At 66.0% G+C, this 19,192-nt stretch carries 18 protein-coding genes; 11 read left to right on the top strand and 7 right to left on the bottom strand.

The genetic code is table 11. The features are described from left to right. Window positions 1-32 precede the first annotated feature (32 nt). Complete coding sequence (locus ACZBJS_RS12395; RefSeq protein ID WP_463438739.1) at window positions 33-1,229, bottom strand: hypothetical protein; 1,197 nt, start codon at window positions 1,227-1,229, stop codon at window positions 33-35. A gap of 149 nt (window positions 1,230-1,378) precedes the next feature. Between ACZBJS_RS12395 and ACZBJS_RS12390 the strand changes: the two genes are divergently transcribed. Continuing rightward, window positions 1,379-1,594 (top strand): hypothetical protein, encoded by a 216-nt coding sequence (locus ACZBJS_RS12390; RefSeq protein WP_253588169.1) that lies wholly within the window; start codon window positions 1,379-1,381, stop codon window positions 1,592-1,594. 11 nt (window positions 1,595-1,605) lie between these two features. On the opposite strand, the gene ACZBJS_RS12385 is transcribed toward ACZBJS_RS12390, so the two are convergent. Next, entirely contained in the window at window positions 1,606-2,235 is a 630-nt protein-coding gene (locus ACZBJS_RS12385; RefSeq protein ID WP_076825220.1) for an NUDIX hydrolase, read from the bottom strand. 92 nt (window positions 2,236-2,327) lie between these two features. On the opposite strand from ACZBJS_RS12385, the gene ACZBJS_RS12380 reads away from it, so the two are divergent. The 3 genes from ACZBJS_RS12380 to ACZBJS_RS12370 all read left to right on the top strand — a co-directional run bounded on the left by ACZBJS_RS12380 (window position 2,328) and on the right by ACZBJS_RS12370 (window position 4,331). After that, window positions 2,328-2,753 carry a PaaI family thioesterase gene (locus ACZBJS_RS12380; protein WP_057016414.1) on the top strand — a complete coding sequence of 142 codons (426 nt, stop codon included), beginning with the start codon at window positions 2,328-2,330 and terminating at the stop codon, window positions 2,751-2,753. A gap of 106 nt (window positions 2,754-2,859) precedes the next feature. Beyond that, window positions 2,860-3,870 (top strand): aldo/keto reductase, encoded by a 1,011-nt coding sequence (locus tag ACZBJS_RS12375; protein ID WP_229192909.1) that lies wholly within the window; start codon window positions 2,860-2,862, stop codon window positions 3,868-3,870. A 260-nt stretch (window positions 3,871-4,130) separates the two neighbouring features. Continuing rightward, window positions 4,131-4,331 carry a hypothetical protein gene (locus ACZBJS_RS12370; protein WP_283064931.1) on the top strand — a complete coding sequence of 67 codons (201 nt, stop codon included), beginning with the start codon at window positions 4,131-4,133 and terminating at the stop codon, window positions 4,329-4,331. Window positions 4,332-4,430: 99 nt separating this feature from the next. Here the strand turns inward: ACZBJS_RS12370 and katG are convergent, their stop codons facing one another. Beyond that, window positions 4,431-6,596, bottom strand: a complete 2,166-nt coding sequence (katG, locus tag ACZBJS_RS12365) for a catalase/peroxidase HPI (RefSeq protein ID WP_463438738.1) — start codon at window positions 6,594-6,596, stop codon at window positions 4,431-4,433. Window positions 6,597-6,714: 118 nt separating this feature from the next. Here katG and ACZBJS_RS12360 point away from each other — a divergent pair, with 118 nt between their 5' ends. Then, window positions 6,715-7,671 (top strand): hydrogen peroxide-inducible genes activator, encoded by a 957-nt coding sequence (locus ACZBJS_RS12360; protein ID WP_076825224.1) that lies wholly within the window; start codon window positions 6,715-6,717, stop codon window positions 7,669-7,671. A gap of 260 nt (window positions 7,672-7,931) precedes the next feature. On the opposite strand, the gene galU is transcribed toward ACZBJS_RS12360, so the two are convergent. Further along, complete coding sequence (gene galU / locus ACZBJS_RS12355) at window positions 7,932-8,807, bottom strand: UTP--glucose-1-phosphate uridylyltransferase GalU (protein WP_028334743.1); 876 nt, start codon at window positions 8,805-8,807, stop codon at window positions 7,932-7,934. 224 nt (window positions 8,808-9,031) lie between these two features. Between galU and ACZBJS_RS12350 the strand changes: the two genes are divergently transcribed. After that, the gene (locus tag ACZBJS_RS12350; protein WP_463438737.1) at window positions 9,032-10,411 is read left to right on the top strand and encodes a lytic murein transglycosylase; all 1,380 of its coding nucleotides are present in this window, start codon (window positions 9,032-9,034) and stop codon (window positions 10,409-10,411) included. A 322-nt stretch (window positions 10,412-10,733) separates the two neighbouring features. Further along, the gene (locus ACZBJS_RS12345) at window positions 10,734-12,440 is read left to right on the top strand and encodes an SGNH/GDSL hydrolase family protein (RefSeq protein ID WP_456783390.1); all 1,707 of its coding nucleotides are present in this window, start codon (window positions 10,734-10,736) and stop codon (window positions 12,438-12,440) included. Window positions 12,441-12,633: 193 nt separating this feature from the next. On the opposite strand, the gene ACZBJS_RS12340 is transcribed toward ACZBJS_RS12345, so the two are convergent. Next, on the bottom strand, window positions 12,634-13,011 hold the full coding sequence (locus ACZBJS_RS12340; RefSeq protein ID WP_057016161.1) for a CsbD family protein: 378 nt from the start codon (window positions 13,009-13,011) through the stop codon (window positions 12,634-12,636). Between the two features lie 59 nt (window positions 13,012-13,070). Beyond that, window positions 13,071-13,805: an SDR family NAD(P)-dependent oxidoreductase gene (locus ACZBJS_RS12335; protein ID WP_168858375.1), complete on the bottom strand. Its 735-nt coding sequence runs from the start codon at window positions 13,803-13,805 to the stop codon at window positions 13,071-13,073. Window positions 13,806-13,985: 180 nt separating this feature from the next. Here ACZBJS_RS12335 and ACZBJS_RS12330 point away from each other — a divergent pair, with 180 nt between their 5' ends. Both ACZBJS_RS12330 and ACZBJS_RS12325 read left to right on the top strand, forming a co-directional pair. Beyond that, window positions 13,986-14,765: an SDR family NAD(P)-dependent oxidoreductase gene (locus ACZBJS_RS12330; protein WP_076825229.1), complete on the top strand. Its 780-nt coding sequence runs from the start codon at window positions 13,986-13,988 to the stop codon at window positions 14,763-14,765. A gap of 100 nt (window positions 14,766-14,865) precedes the next feature. After that, window positions 14,866-15,753 carry a TauD/TfdA dioxygenase family protein gene (locus ACZBJS_RS12325; RefSeq protein ID WP_057016160.1) on the top strand — a complete coding sequence of 296 codons (888 nt, stop codon included), beginning with the start codon at window positions 14,866-14,868 and terminating at the stop codon, window positions 15,751-15,753. A 177-nt stretch (window positions 15,754-15,930) separates the two neighbouring features. On the opposite strand, the gene ACZBJS_RS12320 is transcribed toward ACZBJS_RS12325, so the two are convergent. Next, window positions 15,931-16,590 (bottom strand): YqgE/AlgH family protein, encoded by a 660-nt coding sequence (locus tag ACZBJS_RS12320; protein ID WP_076824945.1) that lies wholly within the window; start codon window positions 16,588-16,590, stop codon window positions 15,931-15,933. Window positions 16,591-16,726: 136 nt separating this feature from the next. Between ACZBJS_RS12320 and ACZBJS_RS12315 the strand changes: the two genes are divergently transcribed. Next, on the top strand, window positions 16,727-17,566 hold the full coding sequence (locus ACZBJS_RS12315; protein WP_057016158.1) for a protein-disulfide reductase DsbD domain-containing protein: 840 nt from the start codon (window positions 16,727-16,729) through the stop codon (window positions 17,564-17,566). A gap of 180 nt (window positions 17,567-17,746) precedes the next feature. Further along, window positions 17,747-19,138, top strand: coding sequence for an oligosaccharide flippase family protein (locus ACZBJS_RS12310; RefSeq protein WP_463438736.1), 1,392 nt, complete (start codon window positions 17,747-17,749; stop codon window positions 19,136-19,138). Window positions 19,139-19,192 lie beyond the last annotated feature (54 nt).

Below are 19,192 nucleotides of genomic sequence, written 5' to 3'. Positions count from 1 at the left end.
ACCGAAAATGCCCTGACGGTTTTCGGCAGGCGTCAGAACGCCGCGGCCAATTCCTTCGCGCCCGGCTTGTTGCTGTTGAAGTCCATCCGCTCATTGGTGACGGCAAGCAACCTGGCCACCGTGTTGTGGCGGATGGCGACCGGGTTGCGCTCGTAGCCGGAGCGCTGGAAGAAGTTCGCGGTCGGCACCTGCTCGCGCATCGCCTGCGGCATGGTCACCATGTCGAGCCCGGTGCCGTCGCCGGTCAGGTTCATCATCTCGAGTTCGGCCGCCGTCAGCGGCCGGCTGTAGCCCTTGTTGCGGGCGAAGATCACCGAGGTCAGCAGCTTGTGGGTCTGCAGCATCGGGCCGACATCGATGTCGAGCACCATGGCATGGCACGCCCAGCCCTGCGGCGTATCGGCGAGGCGTTGATGCGCCGACCAGTCGTCGGGCACGGTGCGCGTGAACGCGACCATCTTCTTCAGCACCGCGAGCTTGTGCTCCATCGCCTTGCGCGCGGGCCCCTGCGTCCTCGCAACCCGCTCGGTCAGATCCCGCACGAATTCATGGCCCTGCTCGGCCAATAGCTCGACGGTGTTGGTGGTGAGCAGCTGGTTGTAGCCCATCGCGGTGGAGATGGCGCGCTTGCCGCCGTGCTCGATGCCCGCCTGCACATCGTAGGTGCCGGTGCCGCCGGTCTCGAACGAATAGACCCGCACCGCCTGCTCCGGCGTCAGCCCCGCGGCGCGCGCGTAGCGGGCATAGGCGCGCTTGAACTCGACCTCGCTGGCCGGCCGCTGCGGCGTGAACTGGAATTGCTCGGCCGCCGCCCTGACCAGATCGGAGGCCACCGGAAGCGTCTTGGGCGGACGCGGCGGCTTCCCTTCCTCCTCTTCCGGGGCCGGATTGACCGGCCGCTTCGGACCCTCATAGACCGGCGGCTGCTGCAGGACGTAATCGTCCAGCGAGATCTGCACGCGGTCGCGCCGCTTGGCATTGCGGCCGCGCCTCTTCTCGGCGATCGCGTTCCAATAGGCGCTGGCGTCCTGCTCGAAGGCGGCGCGCGCCTCCTGATATTCCTGCAGCTTGCGGCGATACTCCATGATCGCCTGCGGCGATGCCTGCGCCATCGCATTGGCGACGGAAGGCGGCAGCGCGTCGGCCTCGCCGGCAAAAACGGACGGCGCGCCGGCGGCGAGCGCGAGCGCGACAAATCCAGGGCACAGGCGAATCAATTGCGGGCGCATGGCCTCGTTGTAGCAAGCACGGCCGCGAAGTCAGCCCGGAATTGTCCGGATCGCAGCGGCCGGATGCCGCGATCGATGCAGAATATTCGCCACAATGCGGTGTTCTCCGAACGAAAGCCTTGGAGAAAGCCCTGGAGATTGCGATGAGAATGGCACTCTGGCTCGTCGCCGCCTGCGCGTTGACGCTCGCCGCATCGGCGCGCGCCGAGCGTCCGGACTGCGGAACGTTTCCGGATACGCGTTCACGCTTCACCTGTTACGAGAATGTGTCGCGGGCGCCTCAGGAACCCGAGGCCGCGGCGCATTCGTCTGGTGCGCAGGGGAAATCAATAAAGATGAACGCCCGCAAGCGGCGTCACAAATAGCATCATCGTCGCTACTTCCACGCGAACACAGGCTGCTCCAGTTCGGCGACGCGGGTGTTGCGGCCGGCCAGCACCTCGCGAAATTGATAGATCAGCGCGGCGGTCGGCGCATGGATCTGCTGGCCACCGAGGCGGAAGCGGATCACGCGGCGCGAGCTTTCAGGGATCGTGGCGAAGCTGAACGCGTCCTCCAGCTCGATCGCATCGAGGCCGATGCGATGGACGGAGGCGACCTCGTCCGGGTTCGGGAGGATCGCTGCATGCGCACCGGCCCAGACCACGACCGGCGTGATCAGATAGCCGGACCGCGTCGGATAATCGTCGAGCATGCCGAGCACGTCGCGCTCCGACAGTGCGAGCCCGAGCTCCTCATGCAGTTCGCGCAGCGCGGCCTCGACCTGCGTCTCGCCGGCATCGCAGCGCCCGCCCGGCAGCGCCCATTGCGCGCTATGGGCGCGCAGGCGCGCGCTGCGGCGGGTCAGCAGGAAGGCCGTGCCGCTGCCGTCGCCGCCTTCGGTCAGCGCGATCGCGACCGCCGCGCGCTTCAACGTCGGCGCGGCGTCCGCCGGCGCCAGGCGTGCGAATGCGGCACAGAGCTCTGCGATATTCCGCCGGGTGGCATCGTCAAATGTGCGGGCCATTGACCTTGACTACAACACAACAGCGTTTGATGAAATGACTGCTACCACATGCCTCCTGCGATCAATCATCAGCAAGCAACGGACCCCACCTCATGACGGCCAAGGCCGCGGACAAACTCAAATCCGACGGCTGGAAGATCGCCGAAACCACGGGATTCCTGACCCTGATCGGCCCGTTGTGGGAACGGTTGAAGGACGGCGCGCTTGAACTCGCGCTGATCACCGAAGACAAGCACCACAATCGCCGCGGCCTCGTGCAGGGCGGCGTGATCATGACCTTCGCCGACCGCGCCTGCGGCATGGCCGCACGCTACGTCTCGGGCAAGCCGACGCTTGCAACCGTGCAGCTCGACACCCATTTCGTCGAGGCCGGCAAGATCGGCGAGATCCTGACGACGCGGCCGCGCGTGGTACGCTCGACCCGCAGCCTGATCTTCATCACGGCCGAGGTAACCGTCGACAAGCGCTGTATCGCGATGGCCAACGGCGTGTTCAAGATTTTGAAGAACGAGAGTTGATCCTTTGTCATTCCGGGATGGTCCGAAGGACCAGACCAGGAATCTCGAGATTCCGGGCTCGATGCTTGCGCATCGCCCCGGAATGACCGCAGGAAAGGAAAGTCCGATGCAATATCGCCAGCTCGGCCGCAGCGGCCTGAAGGTCTCGCCGATTTGCCTCGGCACCATGATGTTCGGCGGACCGACCGACGAGGCGACCTCGGCGCGGATCGTGGCGAAGGCGCGCGAGGCCGGCATCAACTTCATCGACAGCGCCGACGCCTATAATGGCGGCAAGTCCGAGGAGGTCGTCGGACGCGCGATCTCGAACAGCCGGTCGAACTGGGTGCTCGCGACAAAACTCGCCAATCCAATCGGCGACGATCCTAACCACGGCGGGCTGTCGCGTCGCTGGGTGTTCCAGGCCGCCGACGAGAGCCTGAAGCGGCTCGGCACCGACTACATCGACGTCTACTATCTGCACAAGGAAGACCACGCGACGCCGCTCGACGAGACGGTGCGCGCGATGGGCGACCTGATCCGCGCCGGCAAGGTGCGCTATTTCGGCGTCTCCAACTACCGCGCCTGGCGCGTCGCCGAGATCTGCAACATCTGCGACCGGCTCGGCATCGACCGTCCGGTCGCGAGCCAGCCCTATTACAATGCGATGAACCGGATGCCGGAGGTCGAGCATTTCCCGGCCTGCGCCTATTACGGGCTCGGCATCGTGCCCTATAGCCCGCTGGCGCGCGGCGTGCTTACCGGCAAATACGCGCCCGACGCGGCGCCACCCGCGGACACGCGTGCGGGGCGCAACGACAAGCGCATGATGCAGACCGAGTGGCGGCCGGAATCGCTCGAGCTCGCGCAGGAAATCAAGCGCCACGCCGAGAGCAAAGGCATCACCGCCGGGCAGTTCGCGGTGTCCTGGGTACTGAACTCGTCGTTCGTCAGCGCCGTGATCGCGGGGCCGCGCACCGAAGCGCAATGGGACGACTACATCCGCGCGCTCGACTATCGCTTCACCGCCGAGGACGAAGCCCTGATCGACCGCCTCGTCGTCACCGGCCATCCCTCGACGCCGGGCTTCAACGACCCCGCCTATCCGATCGAGGGGCGCCGCGCGCGGAGCGGATAGCAGCTGTAACGGCAACCGTGCGGGCTGGCCCTCAATCCCATCCGCCGTCATTGCGAGGAGCAATAGCGACGAAGCAATCCACGTCTCCGCAAGCGGCACGATGGATTGCTTCGCTTCGCTCGCAATGACGGCGTCTTGCATTCGCGTGGTACGGATAACCCGCTCGGCAACGCCGAAGTTACGTTTCGTAGCTTCCGAATTGCGCGAAGCCCGAGTCGGCTGCAGCATCAGGGCATGGAAATGCTGATGCTGGTGCTGCAATGACGGCATCCAATGTACTGGACTGGATCGTGGCCCTCCTCGTCTGCTGGGCGAGCCTGACCGCAATCTTCGAGCCTCGGCGCGGTGCCTCGCAGTGCGACGTATCCACCGCGACGAGCAGCGCGCCGCAGGCCTCACTGGCGACCCCGACGCAGGCGGAGTTCGAGGAGATGATCCGCGACATGAAGCTGCATGATTGAACGGGATCGGCAAACCGCGAAAATCCTTCCGCATCGTCCCCAAATGAAACAGGGCGGCGCCGAAGCGCCGCCCTGCCCTGATTGCCGTTTGCTTGCCGCTTACTTCACGAGGTCGAAGCGGTCGGCGTTCATCACCTTGGTCCAGGCCGCGACGAAGTCCTTCACGAACTGCTCCTTGGAGTCGGACTGGCCGTAGACCTCGGCGAACGCCCGCAGCTGCGAGTGCGAGCCGAAGATCAGATCGACGCGGGTGCCGGTCCACCTCACCGCCTTGGTCTTGCGGTCGCGGCCCTCATAGACGCCCTGGCCGGCATCGCTCCACACCGTGCCCATGTCGAGCAAGTTGAGGAAGAAGTCGTTGGTGAGCGTCCCCGGCTTGCCGGTGAAAACGCCGTGCTTCGACTTCTTGGCATTGGCGCCGAGCACGCGCAGGCCGCCGACGAGGACCGTCAGTTCCGGTCCGGTCAGCCGCAGGAGTTGCGCACGGTCGACCAACGCCTCCTCGGGCTGCAGGAACTGATGCTTGCCGCCGATATAGTTGCGGAAGCCGTCAGCCCGCGGCTCGAGCGGAGCGAAGGACTCGACGTCGGTCTGGTCCTGCGTCGCATCGGTGCGGCCCGGCGTGAAGGGCACCTTCACATTGGTGCCGCCGTCCTTGGCCGCCTTCTCGATCGCAGCGGCGCCGCCGAGCACGATCAAATCGGCCAGCGAGACCTTCTTGCCGAACTCCTTCTGGATGGCTTCGAGCTTGCTCAGAACACCCTTGAGCTGCGCCGGCTCGTTGACATCCCAGTCCTTCTGCGGCGCAAGGCGGATGCGTGCACCATTGGCACCGCCGCGCTTGTCGGAGCCGCGGAACGTCGAGGCCGAGGCCCAGGCGGTCGACACCAGTTCGGACACCGACAGACCCGAGGCGAGGATCTTCGCCTTGAGCACCTCGATATCCTTGTCGTCGATCACGGCGTGATCGAGCGCCGGCACCGGGTCCTGCCAGATCAGCGTTTCCTTCGGCACCAGCGGGCCGAGGTAGCGCTGGATCGGACCCATGTCGCGGTGCGTGAGCTTGAACCAGGCGCGGGCGAAGGCGTCCGCGAACTGATCCGGATGCTCATAGAACCGGCGCGAGATCTTCTCATAGGCCGGATCGAAGCGCAGCGACAGGTCGGTGGTCAGCATCGTCGGGACATGCTTCTTCGACGGATCGAACGCGTCCGGAATGACGGCGTCCGCGCCCTTTGCCTTCCACTGCTTCGCACCCGCCGGGCTCTTCGTCAGCTCCCATTCGTACTTGAACAGGTTCTCGAAGAAGTGGTTGCTCCACTTGGTCGGGGTCTGGGTCCAGGTGACCTCGGGACCGCCGGTGATCGCGTCAGCGCCGACGCCGGTGCCGAACTTGCTCTTCCAGCCGAGACCCTGATCCTCGATCGCGCCACCTTCCGGCTCCGGACCGATCAACGATGGATCGCCCGCACCGTGGGTCTTGCCGAAGGTGTGGCCACCAGCAATCAGCGCGACGGTCTCCTCGTCGTTCATCGCCATGCGGAAGAACGTCTCGCGGATGTCCTTCGCGGCGGCGACCGGGTCCGGATTGCCATTCGGACCTTCCGGGTTGACGTAGATCAGGCCCATCTGCACCGCGCCGAGCGGCTCGGAGAGCTGGCGCTCGCCGCTATAGCGCTCGTCACCGAGCCAGGTGCCTTCCGGACCCCAGTACAGCTCTTCCGGCTCCCACACGTCGGCGCGCCCACCTGCAAAACCAAACGTCTTGAAGCCCATCGATTCCAGCGCGACGTTGCCGGCGAGGACCATCAGGTCGGCCCACGAGATCTTGCGGCCGTACTTCTGCTTGATCGGCCACAGCAGCCGGCGCGCCTTGTCGAGGTTGGCGTTGTCAGGCCAGCTGTTGAGCGGGGCGAAACGCTGCTGACCGGCACCGGCGCCGCCGCGGCCGTCGGTGATGCGATAGGTGCCCGCCGAGTGCCAGGCCATGCGGATCATCAGGCCGCCGTAATGGCCGAAGTCGGCCGGCCACCATTCTTGCGACGTCGTCATCAGGGCCGTGAGGTCCTTGATCACGGCGTTGAGATCGAGGCTCTTGAATTCCTTGGCGTAGTCGAAGCCCTTGCCCATCGGATCGGACAGGCTGGAGTTGCGATGCAGCACCTGAACGTCGAGCGTCTCCGGCCACCAGTCACGATTCGAGTGCCCGCGAGGCCCGCCTGTGAATGGGCATTTGCCCGCGCCTTCGTCGGTTTTTGCGTCCATGTTTCTTCTCCGAGGTGATGGATTCTGGAATGCGCTGGAGCTCTTCCAAAAACGATTCTACGCAACCCAATCCATCAGAGGAAATTGACTTTAGTGATCGCGTCGATAAGATTATCTGATGATAAATGTCACACTCCGGCAACTCAGGTATTTTGATGCTCTGGCCCACCACCGCCATTTCGGGCGCGCCGCGGATGCCTGCGCGGTGTCGCAGCCGGCGCTGTCGATGCAGATCCGCGAAATGGAACAGGCGGTCGGCGGCGTGCTGATCGAACGCAATGCGCGGCAGGTGACGCTGACGACCTTCGGCGAGGACCTGCTGCGCCGCGTGCGCGACATCCTGCGCTCGGTCGATGAGCTCGGCGACTTCGCGCGCGCCTCGCGCGACAAGCTTGCCGGGCGGCTGCGGGTCGGCATGATCCCGACCGTCGCGCCGTATCTGCTGCCGAAGGTGATCGAGAACCTGGCGCGGCTGCATCCCGAGCTCGACATCCATGTCCGCGAGACGCTGACGCCGAAGCTGATCAAGGAAGTCGCCGAGGGCCGGCTCGACACCGCGATCGTGGCGCTGCCGGTATCGGAACCGTCGCTGACCGAGGTCGCGCTGTTCTCGGAAAACTTCCTGCTGGTGCGGCCGGGCGAGGATGCCAAGACGCCGGTGCCGAGCGCCGAGATGCTGCGCGAGATGCGGCTGTTGCTGCTCGAGGAGGGCCACTGCTTCCGCGACCAGGCGCTGTCGTTCTGCAACATGCAGTCCTCGCCGCCGCGCGAGGTGCTGGACGCGAGTTCGCTGTCGACGCTGGTGCAGATGGTCGGCGCCGGTATCGGCGTCACCCTGATTCCCGAGATGGCGGTGACGGTGGAGACGCGCTCGGCGCCGGTCACGGTCTCGCGCTTCAAGCATCCGCAGCCGTCGCGCACCATCGGCATGGTCTGGCGCAAGACCTCTCCGCTCGCCGCGCAGCTCCAGCAGATCTCCGAGGTCGTCAGCCTCGCCGCCCGCGCCCTGCGTGCGCCGAAACAGGACGGCGCCAAGGAGCCGGCGAAGCGCGCGGGGCGAAGGAAGGTGGCGTGATTGCCGAGACGCTGCGGCGAAGATGTAGTTCTCGTTTGACGCACACGTCTCGCCACCCCCACAACCGTCGTCCTGGCGAAAGCCAGGACCCATAACCACCGCGTTTGATTGTGAACGGGATCGTGGCTCCAGCTTCGCTCAACAACTGATGGTCGGGGTAATGGGTCCTGGCTTTCGCCAGGACGACATCGAATATGTTGCGCGGTCCGGGAATCATACGTCCGCATTCTCGCGGCGAATGACGAGATGAGGCGGCGCCCCTACTTCTCCAGATACTTCTTCATCTCGGCGATCAGGCCGTCGCGCAGTTCGGGGCGCTTGAGGCCGAAGGCGATGTTGGCGCGGAGGAAGCCGGGCTTGGAGCCGCAATCGTGGCGCTCACCCTCGAACTCCACGCCGTAGAACTTCTGCGTCTTCGCAAGACCGATCATCGCATCGGTGAGCTGGATCTCGCCGCCGGCGCCGCGCTCCTGCGTGGCCAAGATGTTGAAGATCTCGGGCTGCAGGATGTAGCGGCCGGTGATCGACAGGTTGGACGGCGCGGTGCCCTGCGGCGGCTTCTCGACCATGCGGTCGACCTCGAAGATGTTGCCGGTGCGTTTGCCGACGCTGCAGATGCCGTATTGATGGGTGAGTTCGTCGGGCACCGCCTCGACCGCGATCAGGTTCGACTTGTCACCAAGCCTGCTCGCGGCATCGATCATCTGCTTGAGGCAGCCCGGCGTGTTCAGCACCAGCTCGTCCGGCAGCACCACCGCGAACGGCTCGTTGCCGATGATATCGCGGGCGCACCACACCGCGTGGCCGAGCCCGAGCGGCGCCTGCTGCCGGGTGAAGCTCATCGCGCCGGCCTCCGGCTGGTTCTGCGCCAGGATATCCTGCTCGGTCTTCTTGCCGCGCTGCGCCAGCGTGGTGTCGAGCTCGAACATGCGGTCGAAGTGATCCTCGATGACACCCTTGTTGCGGCCGGTGACGAACACGAAATGCTCGATGCCGGCTTCCCGGGCCTCGTCGACCACGTACTGGATCAGGGGCTTGTCGACGATCGTCAGCATCTCCTTCGGCATCGCCTTGGTGGCGGGCAGCACGCGGGTACCGAGACCGGCGACGGGGAATACGGCTTTGCGGATCTTCATGGGATTATCGGAAGCCTTGAAATGGGTGGGACGGCGGCACGAAATGAATCATGCCTTTGGTACCCCGTTTTGCAGCCGCCAACAAAGGCGGATGTGTGGTGCGGCTTAATTCCGCCGTTCCCGTCAGCCAAATGCGGGCCGCAACAAAATCTCGCCCTTGTTAAGTTATTGGAAACCGTGCCGGGGCCTTCTGGAACAGCACGATTTTGACAGGCACACGACAAATGCGCGCGATGGGAACATCAAGGACCAAGCTTTTCGGCGCGAGCCTGATCGCGCTGGCCCTGCTGCTGCCCGGCAGCACGCAAGCCCAGTCGGCGGGCAACGGCCTGACCAACCTGATCGACAGCATCTTTTCCGGACCGAACGCGACGCCGCCACAGGCCGCAACCGGACAGGACGGCGCGGCACCGCCGTGGAGCGGTGAAGACGGCGCCTCCGGCCATCCGCTGATGACCGCAGCGGCGATCCGCCAGGCCGCGTCGGACTTCCCGAACTGCGTCGCAGCGATGTGGCCAGATGCCGCACGGCGCAACATCACCCAAGAGAATTTCGAGCGCTTCACCGCCGGCCTGACGCCCGATCTGCGCATCATGGATCTGATGGATTCGCAGCCGGAGTTCACCAAGGCGATCTGGGATTATCTCGACATCCTGGTCAGCGACACCAGGCTCGCCAAGGGCCGCGAGATCCTTGCGAAATACAAGCCGCAGTTCGATGCCACCGAGAAGGCCTATGGCGTCGACCGCTACATCATTGCGGCGATCTGGGGCATCGAGTCGAACTACTCGACCCAGATGGGCGATCGCAACGTGGTGCAGTCGACCGCGACGCTCGCCTGCATCGGCCGCCGTCAGGCCTATTTCAAGGACGAGTTCCTGTCGGCGCTGGAAATCCTCAACCGCGGCGACCTCAGGCCCGAGCAGATGCGCGGCTCCTGGGCCGGCGCCTTCGGCCCGACCCAGTTCATGCCGACCGCGTTCAAGCGCTATGCCGTCGATGGCGACGGCGACGGCCGCCGCGACGTCGTCGACAATCCGAGCGACCTGATCGCCTCGACCGCCAACAATCTGAAGAAGGACGGCTGGCAGACCGGCGCGAACTGGGGCTACGAGGTCGTGCTGCCGCAAGGCCTCAATTACACGCTGGCCGACCGCGCCAAGGCCATGCCGCTGTCGCAATGGGAGCATCTCGGCCTCAAGCGGCCGAACGGCCAGCCATTCCTGCGGCCGTCCGACAAGGCCTATCTGCTGGCGCCGGCCGGCGCCGAGGGGCCGGGCTTCCTGATGCTGCAGAATTTCCGGGTGATCATGAAGTACAACCCGGCCGAGGCCTATGCGCTCGCCATCGGCCATTTCGCCGACCGCCTGCGCGGCGGCCAGCCCTTCGCGCAGCCCTGGCCGCGCCAGGAGCGGGTGCTGTCGCGCGCCGAGCGGCTGGAACTACAGCAGCTGCTGGCCCAGCGCGGCTTCTACAAGGGTACGCCCGACGGCCAGTTCGGCGGCCAGACCCGCGAGGCGCTGCGTGGCTTCCAGGTGTCGATCGGGGCACCGGCCGACGGTTTTGCCACCGCCGAGGTGCTGGAGCGGCTCAGGGGGCGGTAGGGCTGAAACCGGAGGCTGCCCCGTAGCCCGGATGCAGCGCAGCGAAATCCGGGGTTCTCGCCGTGCGACTGGTCTGGTCCCGGATTGCGCTTCGCTCCATCCGGGCTACGGCTCTTGCCCCTCCCGCAAACGGGAGAGGAGGCACGGTTCCGTCGCCGCGACGGCTGGGCCCTCCACCCCTAAAGTAACCGTGAAATCCGATATTTGCCGCCTGCCTTGACGGCGGCCGGAGGCACCCGATTTATGGTGGAAAAGCTGCCCGCTTGCGGCCCGATTCCGCTAGTATGCTCACGTACTTCCAGATCATTTGCGACCGAACGCGATGCGAGAGCCAAAGTCCTTTTTGCGCATATTCACCGAAGCCGGTCCGCTGGTCGCGCTGACGGTAGCGCTTGCGCTGTTGATCGGCATCGCCCAGCCCGCCTCGGCGCAATTCTTCGGCTTCCCCGGCTTTGGTGGCGGACCGCCGCAACCACAGCGCCGCGCTCCGCCGCAGCACGGCGGCGGCGGCTGGTTCGGCGGCGATTTCTTCGCGCCGTTCCAGCAGCAGCAACCGCAATCATCGCAGCCGCAGCGGCCACGCGAGGATTTCTCGCGCGCTCCGGCACCGGCCAAGCGCGAGGTGGCCGCCGAGCGCAACGTGCTCGTCATCGGCGACGCCATGGCCGACTGGCTCGGCTATGGCCTGGAAGATGCCTATTCCGACCAGCCCGACATGGGCGTGATCCGCAAGCACAAGACGGTCTCCGGCCTGATCCGCTATCAGCCCAAGGGCGATCCGGCGGATTGGGCCGCGGCCGCGAAGGGCATTCTCGCCACCGAGAACCCCGACGCCATCGTCGTGATGCTCGGCCTCAACGACCGCACCGCGATCCGAGAATCTGTCGTGGAGAAGAAGGTCGACAAGAAGGACGAGAAAAAGGACGCGCGCGGCAAGCCCGAAGCCAAGCCGGGCGACAAGCCCGATGCCGCCGCCAAAACTGATGGCAAGCCGGTCGAGGCCGAGCCGCCGGCCGACGACGCCGACAATGACTCGCAGGCCGCGCCGGAAAAGACTGCGCGTTCGCCGAACGGCCTCTATGAATTCCGCGACGACCGCTGGGTCGAGCTCTACGGCAAGAAGATCGAGGAGTTGATCAACGTGCTGAAGAGCAAGGGCGTGCCGGTGCTGTGGGTCGGCCTGCCCGCGATCCGCGGCCAGAAGGGCACGTCGGACATGCTGTTCCTCGACGCGCTCTATCGCGATGGCGCCGGCAAGGCCGGCATCACCTATGTTGACGTCTGGGACGGCTTTGTCGACGAGGCCGGCCGCTTCATGCAGAAGGGCCCGGACTTCGAAGGCCAGCCCCGCAAGCTGCGTACCGATGACGGCGTGTTCTTCACCAAGGCCGGCGCGCGCAAGCTCGCGCATTATGTCGAGCGCGAGGTGACGCGCCTGCTCGCGGTGCGCTCCGGGCCGATCGCGCTGCCGAGCGAACCCGCGACGCCGGATACCAGCGCGGAGCCCGGCAAGCCCGCGCCGCGGCCGCTGGCGGGCCCGGTGCTGCCGCTGGTCGCCTCCACCGTCGGCACCGATCAATTGCTCGGCGGACCGGGCTCGCGGCCCGCCGCCGTCGATGCGCTCGCCGCGCGCACGCTGGTGAAGGGGGAGGCGCTGGCGCCACCCGCCGGCCGCGCCGATGATTTCGTCTGGCCGCGCCGCGAGATGGGCCGCGAGCAAGCCAAGGGCGATGTGCCGGTTGCCGCGACCACGCCCGCCGCGCCGGCGGGCGGACCGGCCAATCCGCCGCCCTCGACCACGGCGATCGCGCCCGACGGCTCGATCATCACCGCACCGAAGCCGCCAAGGCGCGTGTTCCGTCCGGCCCAGACCCAGGCCCAGCCGCAACAGCAGCCGCAGACACAGCCTTGGCTGCGCGATCTGTTCGGGTTCGGCGCGCCGCAGCAGCGCCCGTTGGTCGCTCCGCCGCCGCGCCCGCCGCGCGGTGTCGGACAGCGGGCCGCAGTGCCGGGGAGTCCGTGGCAGTAGGCCGCGCGTCTTCCGATAGAATTGACGCTACATCCACGTCATTGCGAGCCAACGGGTCGCGCGAACGCGCGCCCGATGACAGGCTCCGCAAAGCAATCCATCGATCCGCACGCGCGGACGGCTGGCGCTTCAGCGCAAAATTGCTTTGCAATTTTGTCGCGAGCTCCTCGCAATGACGGTGGGCGAGATGGTATCAACCGTAGTAGCGCCAGCGCGACGGCGGCGGGCGGCGCGGCTGGCGCGTCATCAGGAGCGCGAGCGCAAAGCCGATGCCGCCGGCGATCAGCAGCGATCCCAGCGGGTTCTCCTGCACCGCATGCGCCACCGCCTTTTGTCCGCTGCGAACGGTCTCGCCGCGATGCTCATAGGCGTCCTTGGCGTAGTTGACCGCGGTGTCGGCGGCGTCGCGCGCGGCGTCCTTGGCCTGGCCGTAGAGATCCTGCACGGAGCCCGCGGCTTCGCGCGCGCGGCCCGAGGCCTGGGTCTGCGCATCTCCGGTCGCGTCGCCCACCGCGCCTTCGGCCTTGCCCGCGAACTCCTTCGCCGTTCCGAAAATCCGATCCTTGTCCATCGTCACGCTCCCTGATCTGTCCGGAAGCTAACCGGGAAACGGCGCGCAGGTTCCTGCGGTTACAGGATCAGCCCGCCGTCGACGACGATGGTCTGGCCGACGATGTAGGAGGCAAGCGGCGAGGCCAGGAACAGCGCGGCGCCGGCCATGTCGGCGGGCGTGCCGAGACGCTTCAGCGGAATGCGCTCGAGCGCGCCTTCGAGACGCTTCGGATTGGCCGTCGTCGCCTTGGTCATCTTGGTGTCGACGAGGCCGGGCGCGATGCCGTTGACCCGGATGCCGTTCTCCGCCCAGGCCTCGCCGAGCGTGCGCGTCAGCCCGACGGCACCGGTCTTCGAGGCGTTGTAGGCCGGATTGCCCATGGTCGAATGATAGGCCGCGGTCGAGCTCACGATGATCAGCGAGCCCTTGGCTGCGCTCAGCATCGCCTGGAATTTGGTCGCGCAGGCCATCAGGCTCATCAGGTTGACCTCGAGCACCTTGCGAAAACCCTCCATCTCGAATTCCCCGCGGCGGTAAATCACCGCGCCCTGCGCCAGCACCAGCACGTCGAGCCGGTCGAACGACGGCCTGAAGGCCTCGATCGCCTGCGGGTTGCTGACATCGAGCTGCGCGTAGGCGAGGCCCTCGAGATGCGAGCCTTCCTCGGCGGAATAGTCGCTCGCCTGCGCGCGGGTGCCGCAGATCGCGACGCGCGCGCCCTTGGCGCGGAACGCCTGCGCGATGCCGTTGCCGATGCCGCTGGAGCCGCCGACCACCAATACTTGCTTGCCGCCGAAATCGAGCTCGTTCATCGCGCGTTCCTCTCTCGTGCTGTTGTCTTGATTGAGCATGATCCTTCTCGGAAAGCCAACCGGGAAACTTGCGTTAACGCGCTGCGCGCATGCCGATATGGGATCAGTGGTTTGACGTATCTTGCGATCGGTGCCAGCGTTGCCGTCTCTCACAACGCAGAAAATCAACGGGGGTCCGTCATGTCCGAATACAAGCAGCTCAGCCGTTCGGTGAAGGGCCTCACCGTTCTCGTCACCGGCGCCGCCAGCGGCATGGGCCGCGCCACCGCGCGGGTGTTTGCCGATGAAGGCGCCAATGTCGCGGTCACCGACCTGACCGAAGAAGGCACGCAGGCGGTGACGAAGGAGATTTCGGCAAGCGGCGGCTCGGCGAAGGCCTGGACGCTCGACGTCGGCGATCGCGACGCCATCACCAAAGTCGTCAACGACGTCGCCGCACATTTCGGCGGGCTCGACATCATCGTCAACAATGCCGGCATCTCGGTGCGGGTGCCGATCGACGATCCCGCGTACGAGGACGCTTGGGCCAAGGGCATCGCGGTGATGCTGACGGCGCATCCGCGCATCATCCGCGCGGCACTGCCATACCTGCGCAAGTCGCGCTCGCCGCGCATCGTCAACATCGCCTCGACCGAGGCGCTCGGCGCGACCGCGCTGCACAGCCCCTACTCCGCGGCCAAGGGCGGCGTCACCAGCCTGACCCGCTCGCTCGCGGTGGAACTGGGACGCGAGGGCATCACCGTGAACTGCATCTGCCCGGGCCCGATCCGCACCGCCATCACCGACCGCATCTCCGAGGAGCACAAGACGCTCTACGCCAAGCGCCGCACCGCGCTCGCCCGTTACGGCGATCCGGAAGAGGTCGCGCACATGACGCTGAGCCTGTGCCTGCCCGCCGCATCGTTCCTGACCGGCGCCGTGATTCCGGTCGACGGCGGGTTGATGGCGCGGAATGCCTGACCCGCGCACGGCCCGCGAGCGTTGACAGCGCGCGCGCGTCGAGTAGCCTTCCCGTCAATGAAGCGGGAAAATCGCCCGCGATAGACGGGGAGATACGCCAATGACGGTCCTGATCCGGCAGCTTCACAAGCATTTCGTCGGCGAGGTTTCCGGCGTCGATCTGCGCAAGCCGCTGACGAAGCAGGAAGCGATCGACATTGAGGCCGGCATGGACAAATACGCCGTGCTTGTGTTCCACGGCCAGGACATCTCCGACGAGCAGCAGATGGCATTCGCGCTGAATTTCGGCGAGCGCGAAGATGCGCGCGGCGGCACGGTGACGAAGAAGCAGGACTACCGCCTCGCCTCCGGGCTGAACGACGTCAGCAATCTCGGCAAGGACGGCAAGCCGCTGCCGAAGGACCACCGCACCCATCTGTTCAACCTCGGCAACTGCCTGTGGCATTCCGACAGCTCGTTCCGGCCGATCCCGGCGAAATTCTCGCTGCTGTCGGCGCGCGTGGTGAACCCGAAGGGCGGCAACACCGAATTCGCCGACATGCGCGCCGCCTATGACGCGCTCGACGCCGAGACCAAGGCCGAGATCGAGGACATGATCTGCGAGCACTCGCTGATGTATTCGCGCGGCTCGCTCGGCTTCCTCGACTACACCGACGAGGAGAAGCAGATGTTCAAGCCGGTGCTGCAGCGCCTGGTGCGGACGCATCCGGTGCACGGCCGCAAGTCGCTGTATCTGTCCTCTCACGCCGGCGCCATCAGGGGCATGAGCATGCCGGAGGCGCGGCTGCTGCTGCGCGATCTGACCGAGCACGCGACGCAGCCCGAATTCGTCTATGTGCACAAATGGACGGTGCATGACCTCGTGATGTGGGACAACCGCCAGACCGTGCACCGCGTCCGCCGCTACGACCAGTCGCAGCCCCGCGACATGCGCCGCGCCACGGTGGCCGGCACCCAGCCGACGGTCGCGCAGGAAGCGGCGGAGTAGGCAGTACTACTGGTGTCGTCCCGGCGAAAGCCGGGACCCATAACCACAGAGCGCTGTTATTGCACGACGCTGTGGCCCCAGCGCGGCGTCACAACTGCATGCGGTGGTTATGGGTCCCGGCTTTCGCCGGGACGACACTGAGAATGCGTTGGGATCGTCGACGACCTCAGCGACAGCCTACGCGTGGCCCGCGTCGTTCGACAGCATGCCGGCCTCGATGCCGATCTTGCGCAAGGCGCGCGCGTATTTCTCGTCGACGTCGGTACCGAAGATCAATTCCGGATCGGCGTCGCAATGCAGCCAGCCATTGTGCTGGATCTCGTTCTCGAGCTGGCCCGGCGCCCAGCCGGCATAGCCGAGCGCGAGGATCGCGTGCTTCGGCCCGGCGCCCTTTGCGATCGCCTTCAGGATATCGACGGTCGCGGTGAGCGAGATGCCGTCGTCGATGTTCAGCGTCGCATCCTGAATGTAGAAGTCGCTGGAATGCAGCACGAAGCCGCGGCCGGTATCGACCGGGCCGCCCTTCATCACCTTCATCATCTCGGCATTCTCGGGCAGCTGGATCTGGTCCGACTTCTCGATGATGTCGAGCTGCACCAGTAGCCCGGGGAAATCGATGCTGCCGGCGGGACGGTTGACGATGATGCCCATCGCGCCCTCGGAGGAATGCGCGCACATGTAGATCACGGAGCGTTCGAAGCGGGGGTCGTTCATGACAGGCATCGCGATCAGCATCTGGCCGTCGAGATAGCCACCTTCGGCGGCATGGGCACCGACGGCCGGGCTTCTGCCGGCGGCGGTTTTGCGAGTCTTGCCTGTTTTGCCTTCAGGGCGCATCCGCAAAGGCCTTTCCTGCTGATTTGGCATCCTGATATCGGGTGGCGGTTCTGTCAATCAACCATCGACCGCCGTGCGGCGATGCATCACAAGCAATTCAATGGTTTGCACCGAAAGTTGCGGGTAAAGACGTCTCATGATCGTCATAGTTCCCTTGCGTGCCGCATTTGGCGTTGCCGCCCTGTTTTCCTTCGCATGTATGGCAACGGAGGTCCGCGCCGACGACGCCTCGCCGTGGCAACAGGACACGCATTCGGCGGTGCGGCTGCTCGCCGGATCGCGCAGCGGCGCGGTGCTGCTTGGCGGCATTGCGTTCCAATTGCAGGACGGCTGGAAGACCTATTGGCGGACGCCCGGCGATTCCGGCGTGCCGCCGCGGTTCGATTTCTCCAGGTCGGATAACGTCGAGGCGGTCACCGTGATGTGGCCGGCGCCGCGGCAATTCGACGACGGCGCCGGTGGCACCTCGCTCGGCTACAAGCACCAGGTGGTGCTGCCGCTGCGCATCGTGGCGAAGAATCCCGACAAGCCGCTGGTGCTGCGCGCCGACATCAACTACGCGGTGTGCGAGAAGCTGTGCGTACCGGTGGAGGCGAAGGCCGAGCTGGCGTTCGCGAGCGTCGCCTCGACCGAGGACGCCGCGCTTTCGGAAGCGCTCAACGCGGTGCCGAAGCCCGCCAATATCGGCGACCCGATCCCGTTTTCGATCCGCGACGTCAAGCGCGACGGCAAGAACAACGTGCTGGTCGATGTCAGCGCGCCCGAGAGCCGCGACCTCAGCCTGTTCGTCGAGGGGCCGACGCCCGACTGGGCGCTGCCGGTGCCCAAGCTCGTTGCGCAGGCGCCGCCGGGCGTGAAGCGTTTCTCTTTCGAGCTCGACGGCCTGCCGCCCGGCGCCAAGGCCGACGGCGCCGCGCTGAAGCTGACGCTGGTCGGCGGCGACAAAAGCTACGAATTCAATATCAATTTGAATTGAGCCGTGGGGTCATTCCGGGGTGAAGCAGCGCATCGAACCCGGAATCTCGAGCTCCCGGGTTCAGTGCTTCGCACTGCCCCGGGACGCCCCCGAAGAGGTGCGTCACCGAACCCAATCTTAACGTTTCGTTGATAGATCGGAGGCCATTGCCGCCACGCGGCGCTTTAGGAATTTTCCGCCTTGGCTGTGATGGAGACACAATCGGCAACCTCTGCGCCATTGGGCCGGGCCGCACGCCTGCGCGGCCTCGCAGCGCGCGCGCTCGACGGCACCAACGAGGCGTCGGTCACCAAGCGCCTCGCCGGCATGATCTTCGCCATCCGCGTCATCAGCGCCGGCATCGCCTATCTCGCGCAGATCCTGCTGGCGCGCTGGATGAGCGGCTCGGATTACGGCATCTATGTCTATGTCTGGACCTGGGTGCTGCTGCTCGGCAGCACCATGGATTTCGGCATCGCTCCCTCCGCGCAGAAGATCATTCCGGAATACCGCGCGCGCGGCGACCTTGCGGCGCTGCGCGGCTTCCTCTCCGGCGGCCGCTGGGTGGTGCTTGCGACGTCCAGCATCGTCGCGCTGCTGCTCGCCGGCGTGATCCACCTCGCCTCGCCCTGGATCGATCCCAACGCGGTGCTGCCGCTCTATATCGGCTGCCTGACCTTGCCGCCCTTCGTCGTCGCCAACACCCAGGACGGCATCTCCCGCGCGCATGACTGGATGCAGCTCGGCCTGATGCCGCAGTTCATCGTTCGGCAGGGGCTGATCATCGCGCTGACCGCCGGCGCGCTGGCGCTCGGCCTCAATCTCGGCGCCACCGCGGCGATGATCGCGAGCGCCGCCGCGGTATACATCGCGGCGATCTGCCAGATGGTCGTGCTCAACCGCCGCCTCACCGCCCATCTCGGGGTGGGCGAGAAGAGCTACGACGTCAAGGGCTGGTTCGCGATCTCGCTGCCGATCATGCTGGTCGAGAGCTTCTATCTGCTGCTCGGCTACACCGACGTGCTGATGCTGCAGCAGTTCCGCTCGTCCGAGGAGGTCGGCATCTATTTCGCCGTGGTGAAGACGCTGGCGCTGGTGTCGTTCGTGCACTACGCGATGGCGGCGACCACGGCGCACCGCTTCGCCGAATACAACGCGCTCGGCGACAAGGAGCGGCTGTCGGCCTATGTCGCGCACGCCATCAGCTGGACGTTCTGGCCCTCGCTGCTCGCGACCGTCGCCCTGCTGGTGTTCGGCAAGCCGCTGCTGTGGCTGTTCGGCCCGAAATTCGTCGACGGCTACAGCATCATGTTCGTCGCCGCGATCGGCCTCGTGGTCCGCTCGGCGATCGGGCCGGTGGAGCGGCTGTTGAACATGCTCGGCCACCAGAGCATCTGCGCGACCGCCTATGCGGTGTCGTTCCTGATGAATGTCGGGCTCTGCATCGCCCTCGTCCCCCGCTACGGCGGGATGGGCGCCGCCGCCTCGACCTCGCTGTCGCTGACCTTCGAGACGATCCTCTTGTTCTATGTCGTGCGCTCGCGCCTCGGGCTGCACGTGCTGGCGTTCGGCAAGCGGCGGACGGCGCCGTAGCATTCGGCCGGCGCGGCATCATGCGATGCATGAGCGCGGCCGGACTGGAAAACC

The sequence above is a fragment of the Bradyrhizobium sp. KZN70725 genome (genome assembly GCF_055264925.1).
Note: the sequence above shows the minus strand (reverse complement) of the source record. Positions and strands in the feature narration are given on the sequence as shown.

Excerpts from the sequence above, each read along its gene's own strand:
- ACZBJS_RS12385 (WP_076825220.1), bottom strand. The coding sequence starts at position 2,235 with ATGGCCCGCACATTTGACGATGCCACCCGGCGGAATATCGCAGAGCTC.
- katG (WP_463438738.1), bottom strand. The coding sequence starts at position 6,596 with ATGGACGCAAAAACCGACGAAGGCGCGGGCAAATGCCCATTCACAGGC.
- ACZBJS_RS12370 (WP_283064931.1), top strand. The coding sequence starts at position 4,131 with ATGACGGCATCCAATGTACTGGACTGGATCGTGGCCCTCCTCGTCTGC.
- ACZBJS_RS12330 (WP_076825229.1), top strand. The coding sequence starts at position 13,986 with ATGTCCGAATACAAGCAGCTCAGCCGTTCGGTGAAGGGCCTCACCGTT.
- ACZBJS_RS12345 (WP_456783390.1), top strand. The coding sequence starts at position 10,734 with ATGCGAGAGCCAAAGTCCTTTTTGCGCATATTCACCGAAGCCGGTCCG.
- ACZBJS_RS12325 (WP_057016160.1), top strand. The coding sequence starts at position 14,866 with ATGACGGTCCTGATCCGGCAGCTTCACAAGCATTTCGTCGGCGAGGTT.
- ACZBJS_RS12350 (WP_463438737.1), top strand. The coding sequence starts at position 9,032 with ATGCGCGCGATGGGAACATCAAGGACCAAGCTTTTCGGCGCGAGCCTG.
- ACZBJS_RS12390 (WP_253588169.1), top strand. The coding sequence starts at position 1,379 with ATGGCACTCTGGCTCGTCGCCGCCTGCGCGTTGACGCTCGCCGCATCG.
- ACZBJS_RS12380 (WP_057016414.1), top strand. The coding sequence starts at position 2,328 with ATGACGGCCAAGGCCGCGGACAAACTCAAATCCGACGGCTGGAAGATC.
- ACZBJS_RS12315 (WP_057016158.1), top strand. The coding sequence starts at position 16,727 with ATGATCGTCATAGTTCCCTTGCGTGCCGCATTTGGCGTTGCCGCCCTG.
- ACZBJS_RS12395 (WP_463438739.1), bottom strand. The coding sequence starts at position 1,229 with ATGCGCCCGCAATTGATTCGCCTGTGCCCTGGATTTGTCGCGCTCGCG.
- ACZBJS_RS12320 (WP_076824945.1), bottom strand. The coding sequence starts at position 16,590 with ATGCGCCCTGAAGGCAAAACAGGCAAGACTCGCAAAACCGCCGCCGGC.
- ACZBJS_RS12335 (WP_168858375.1), bottom strand. The coding sequence starts at position 13,805 with ATGAACGAGCTCGATTTCGGCGGCAAGCAAGTATTGGTGGTCGGCGGC.
- ACZBJS_RS12340 (WP_057016161.1), bottom strand. The coding sequence starts at position 13,011 with ATGGACAAGGATCGGATTTTCGGAACGGCGAAGGAGTTCGCGGGCAAG.
- ACZBJS_RS12360 (WP_076825224.1), top strand. The coding sequence starts at position 6,715 with ATGATAAATGTCACACTCCGGCAACTCAGGTATTTTGATGCTCTGGCC.
- ACZBJS_RS12375 (WP_229192909.1), top strand. The coding sequence starts at position 2,860 with ATGCAATATCGCCAGCTCGGCCGCAGCGGCCTGAAGGTCTCGCCGATT.
- galU (WP_028334743.1), bottom strand. The coding sequence starts at position 8,807 with ATGAAGATCCGCAAAGCCGTATTCCCCGTCGCCGGTCTCGGTACCCGC.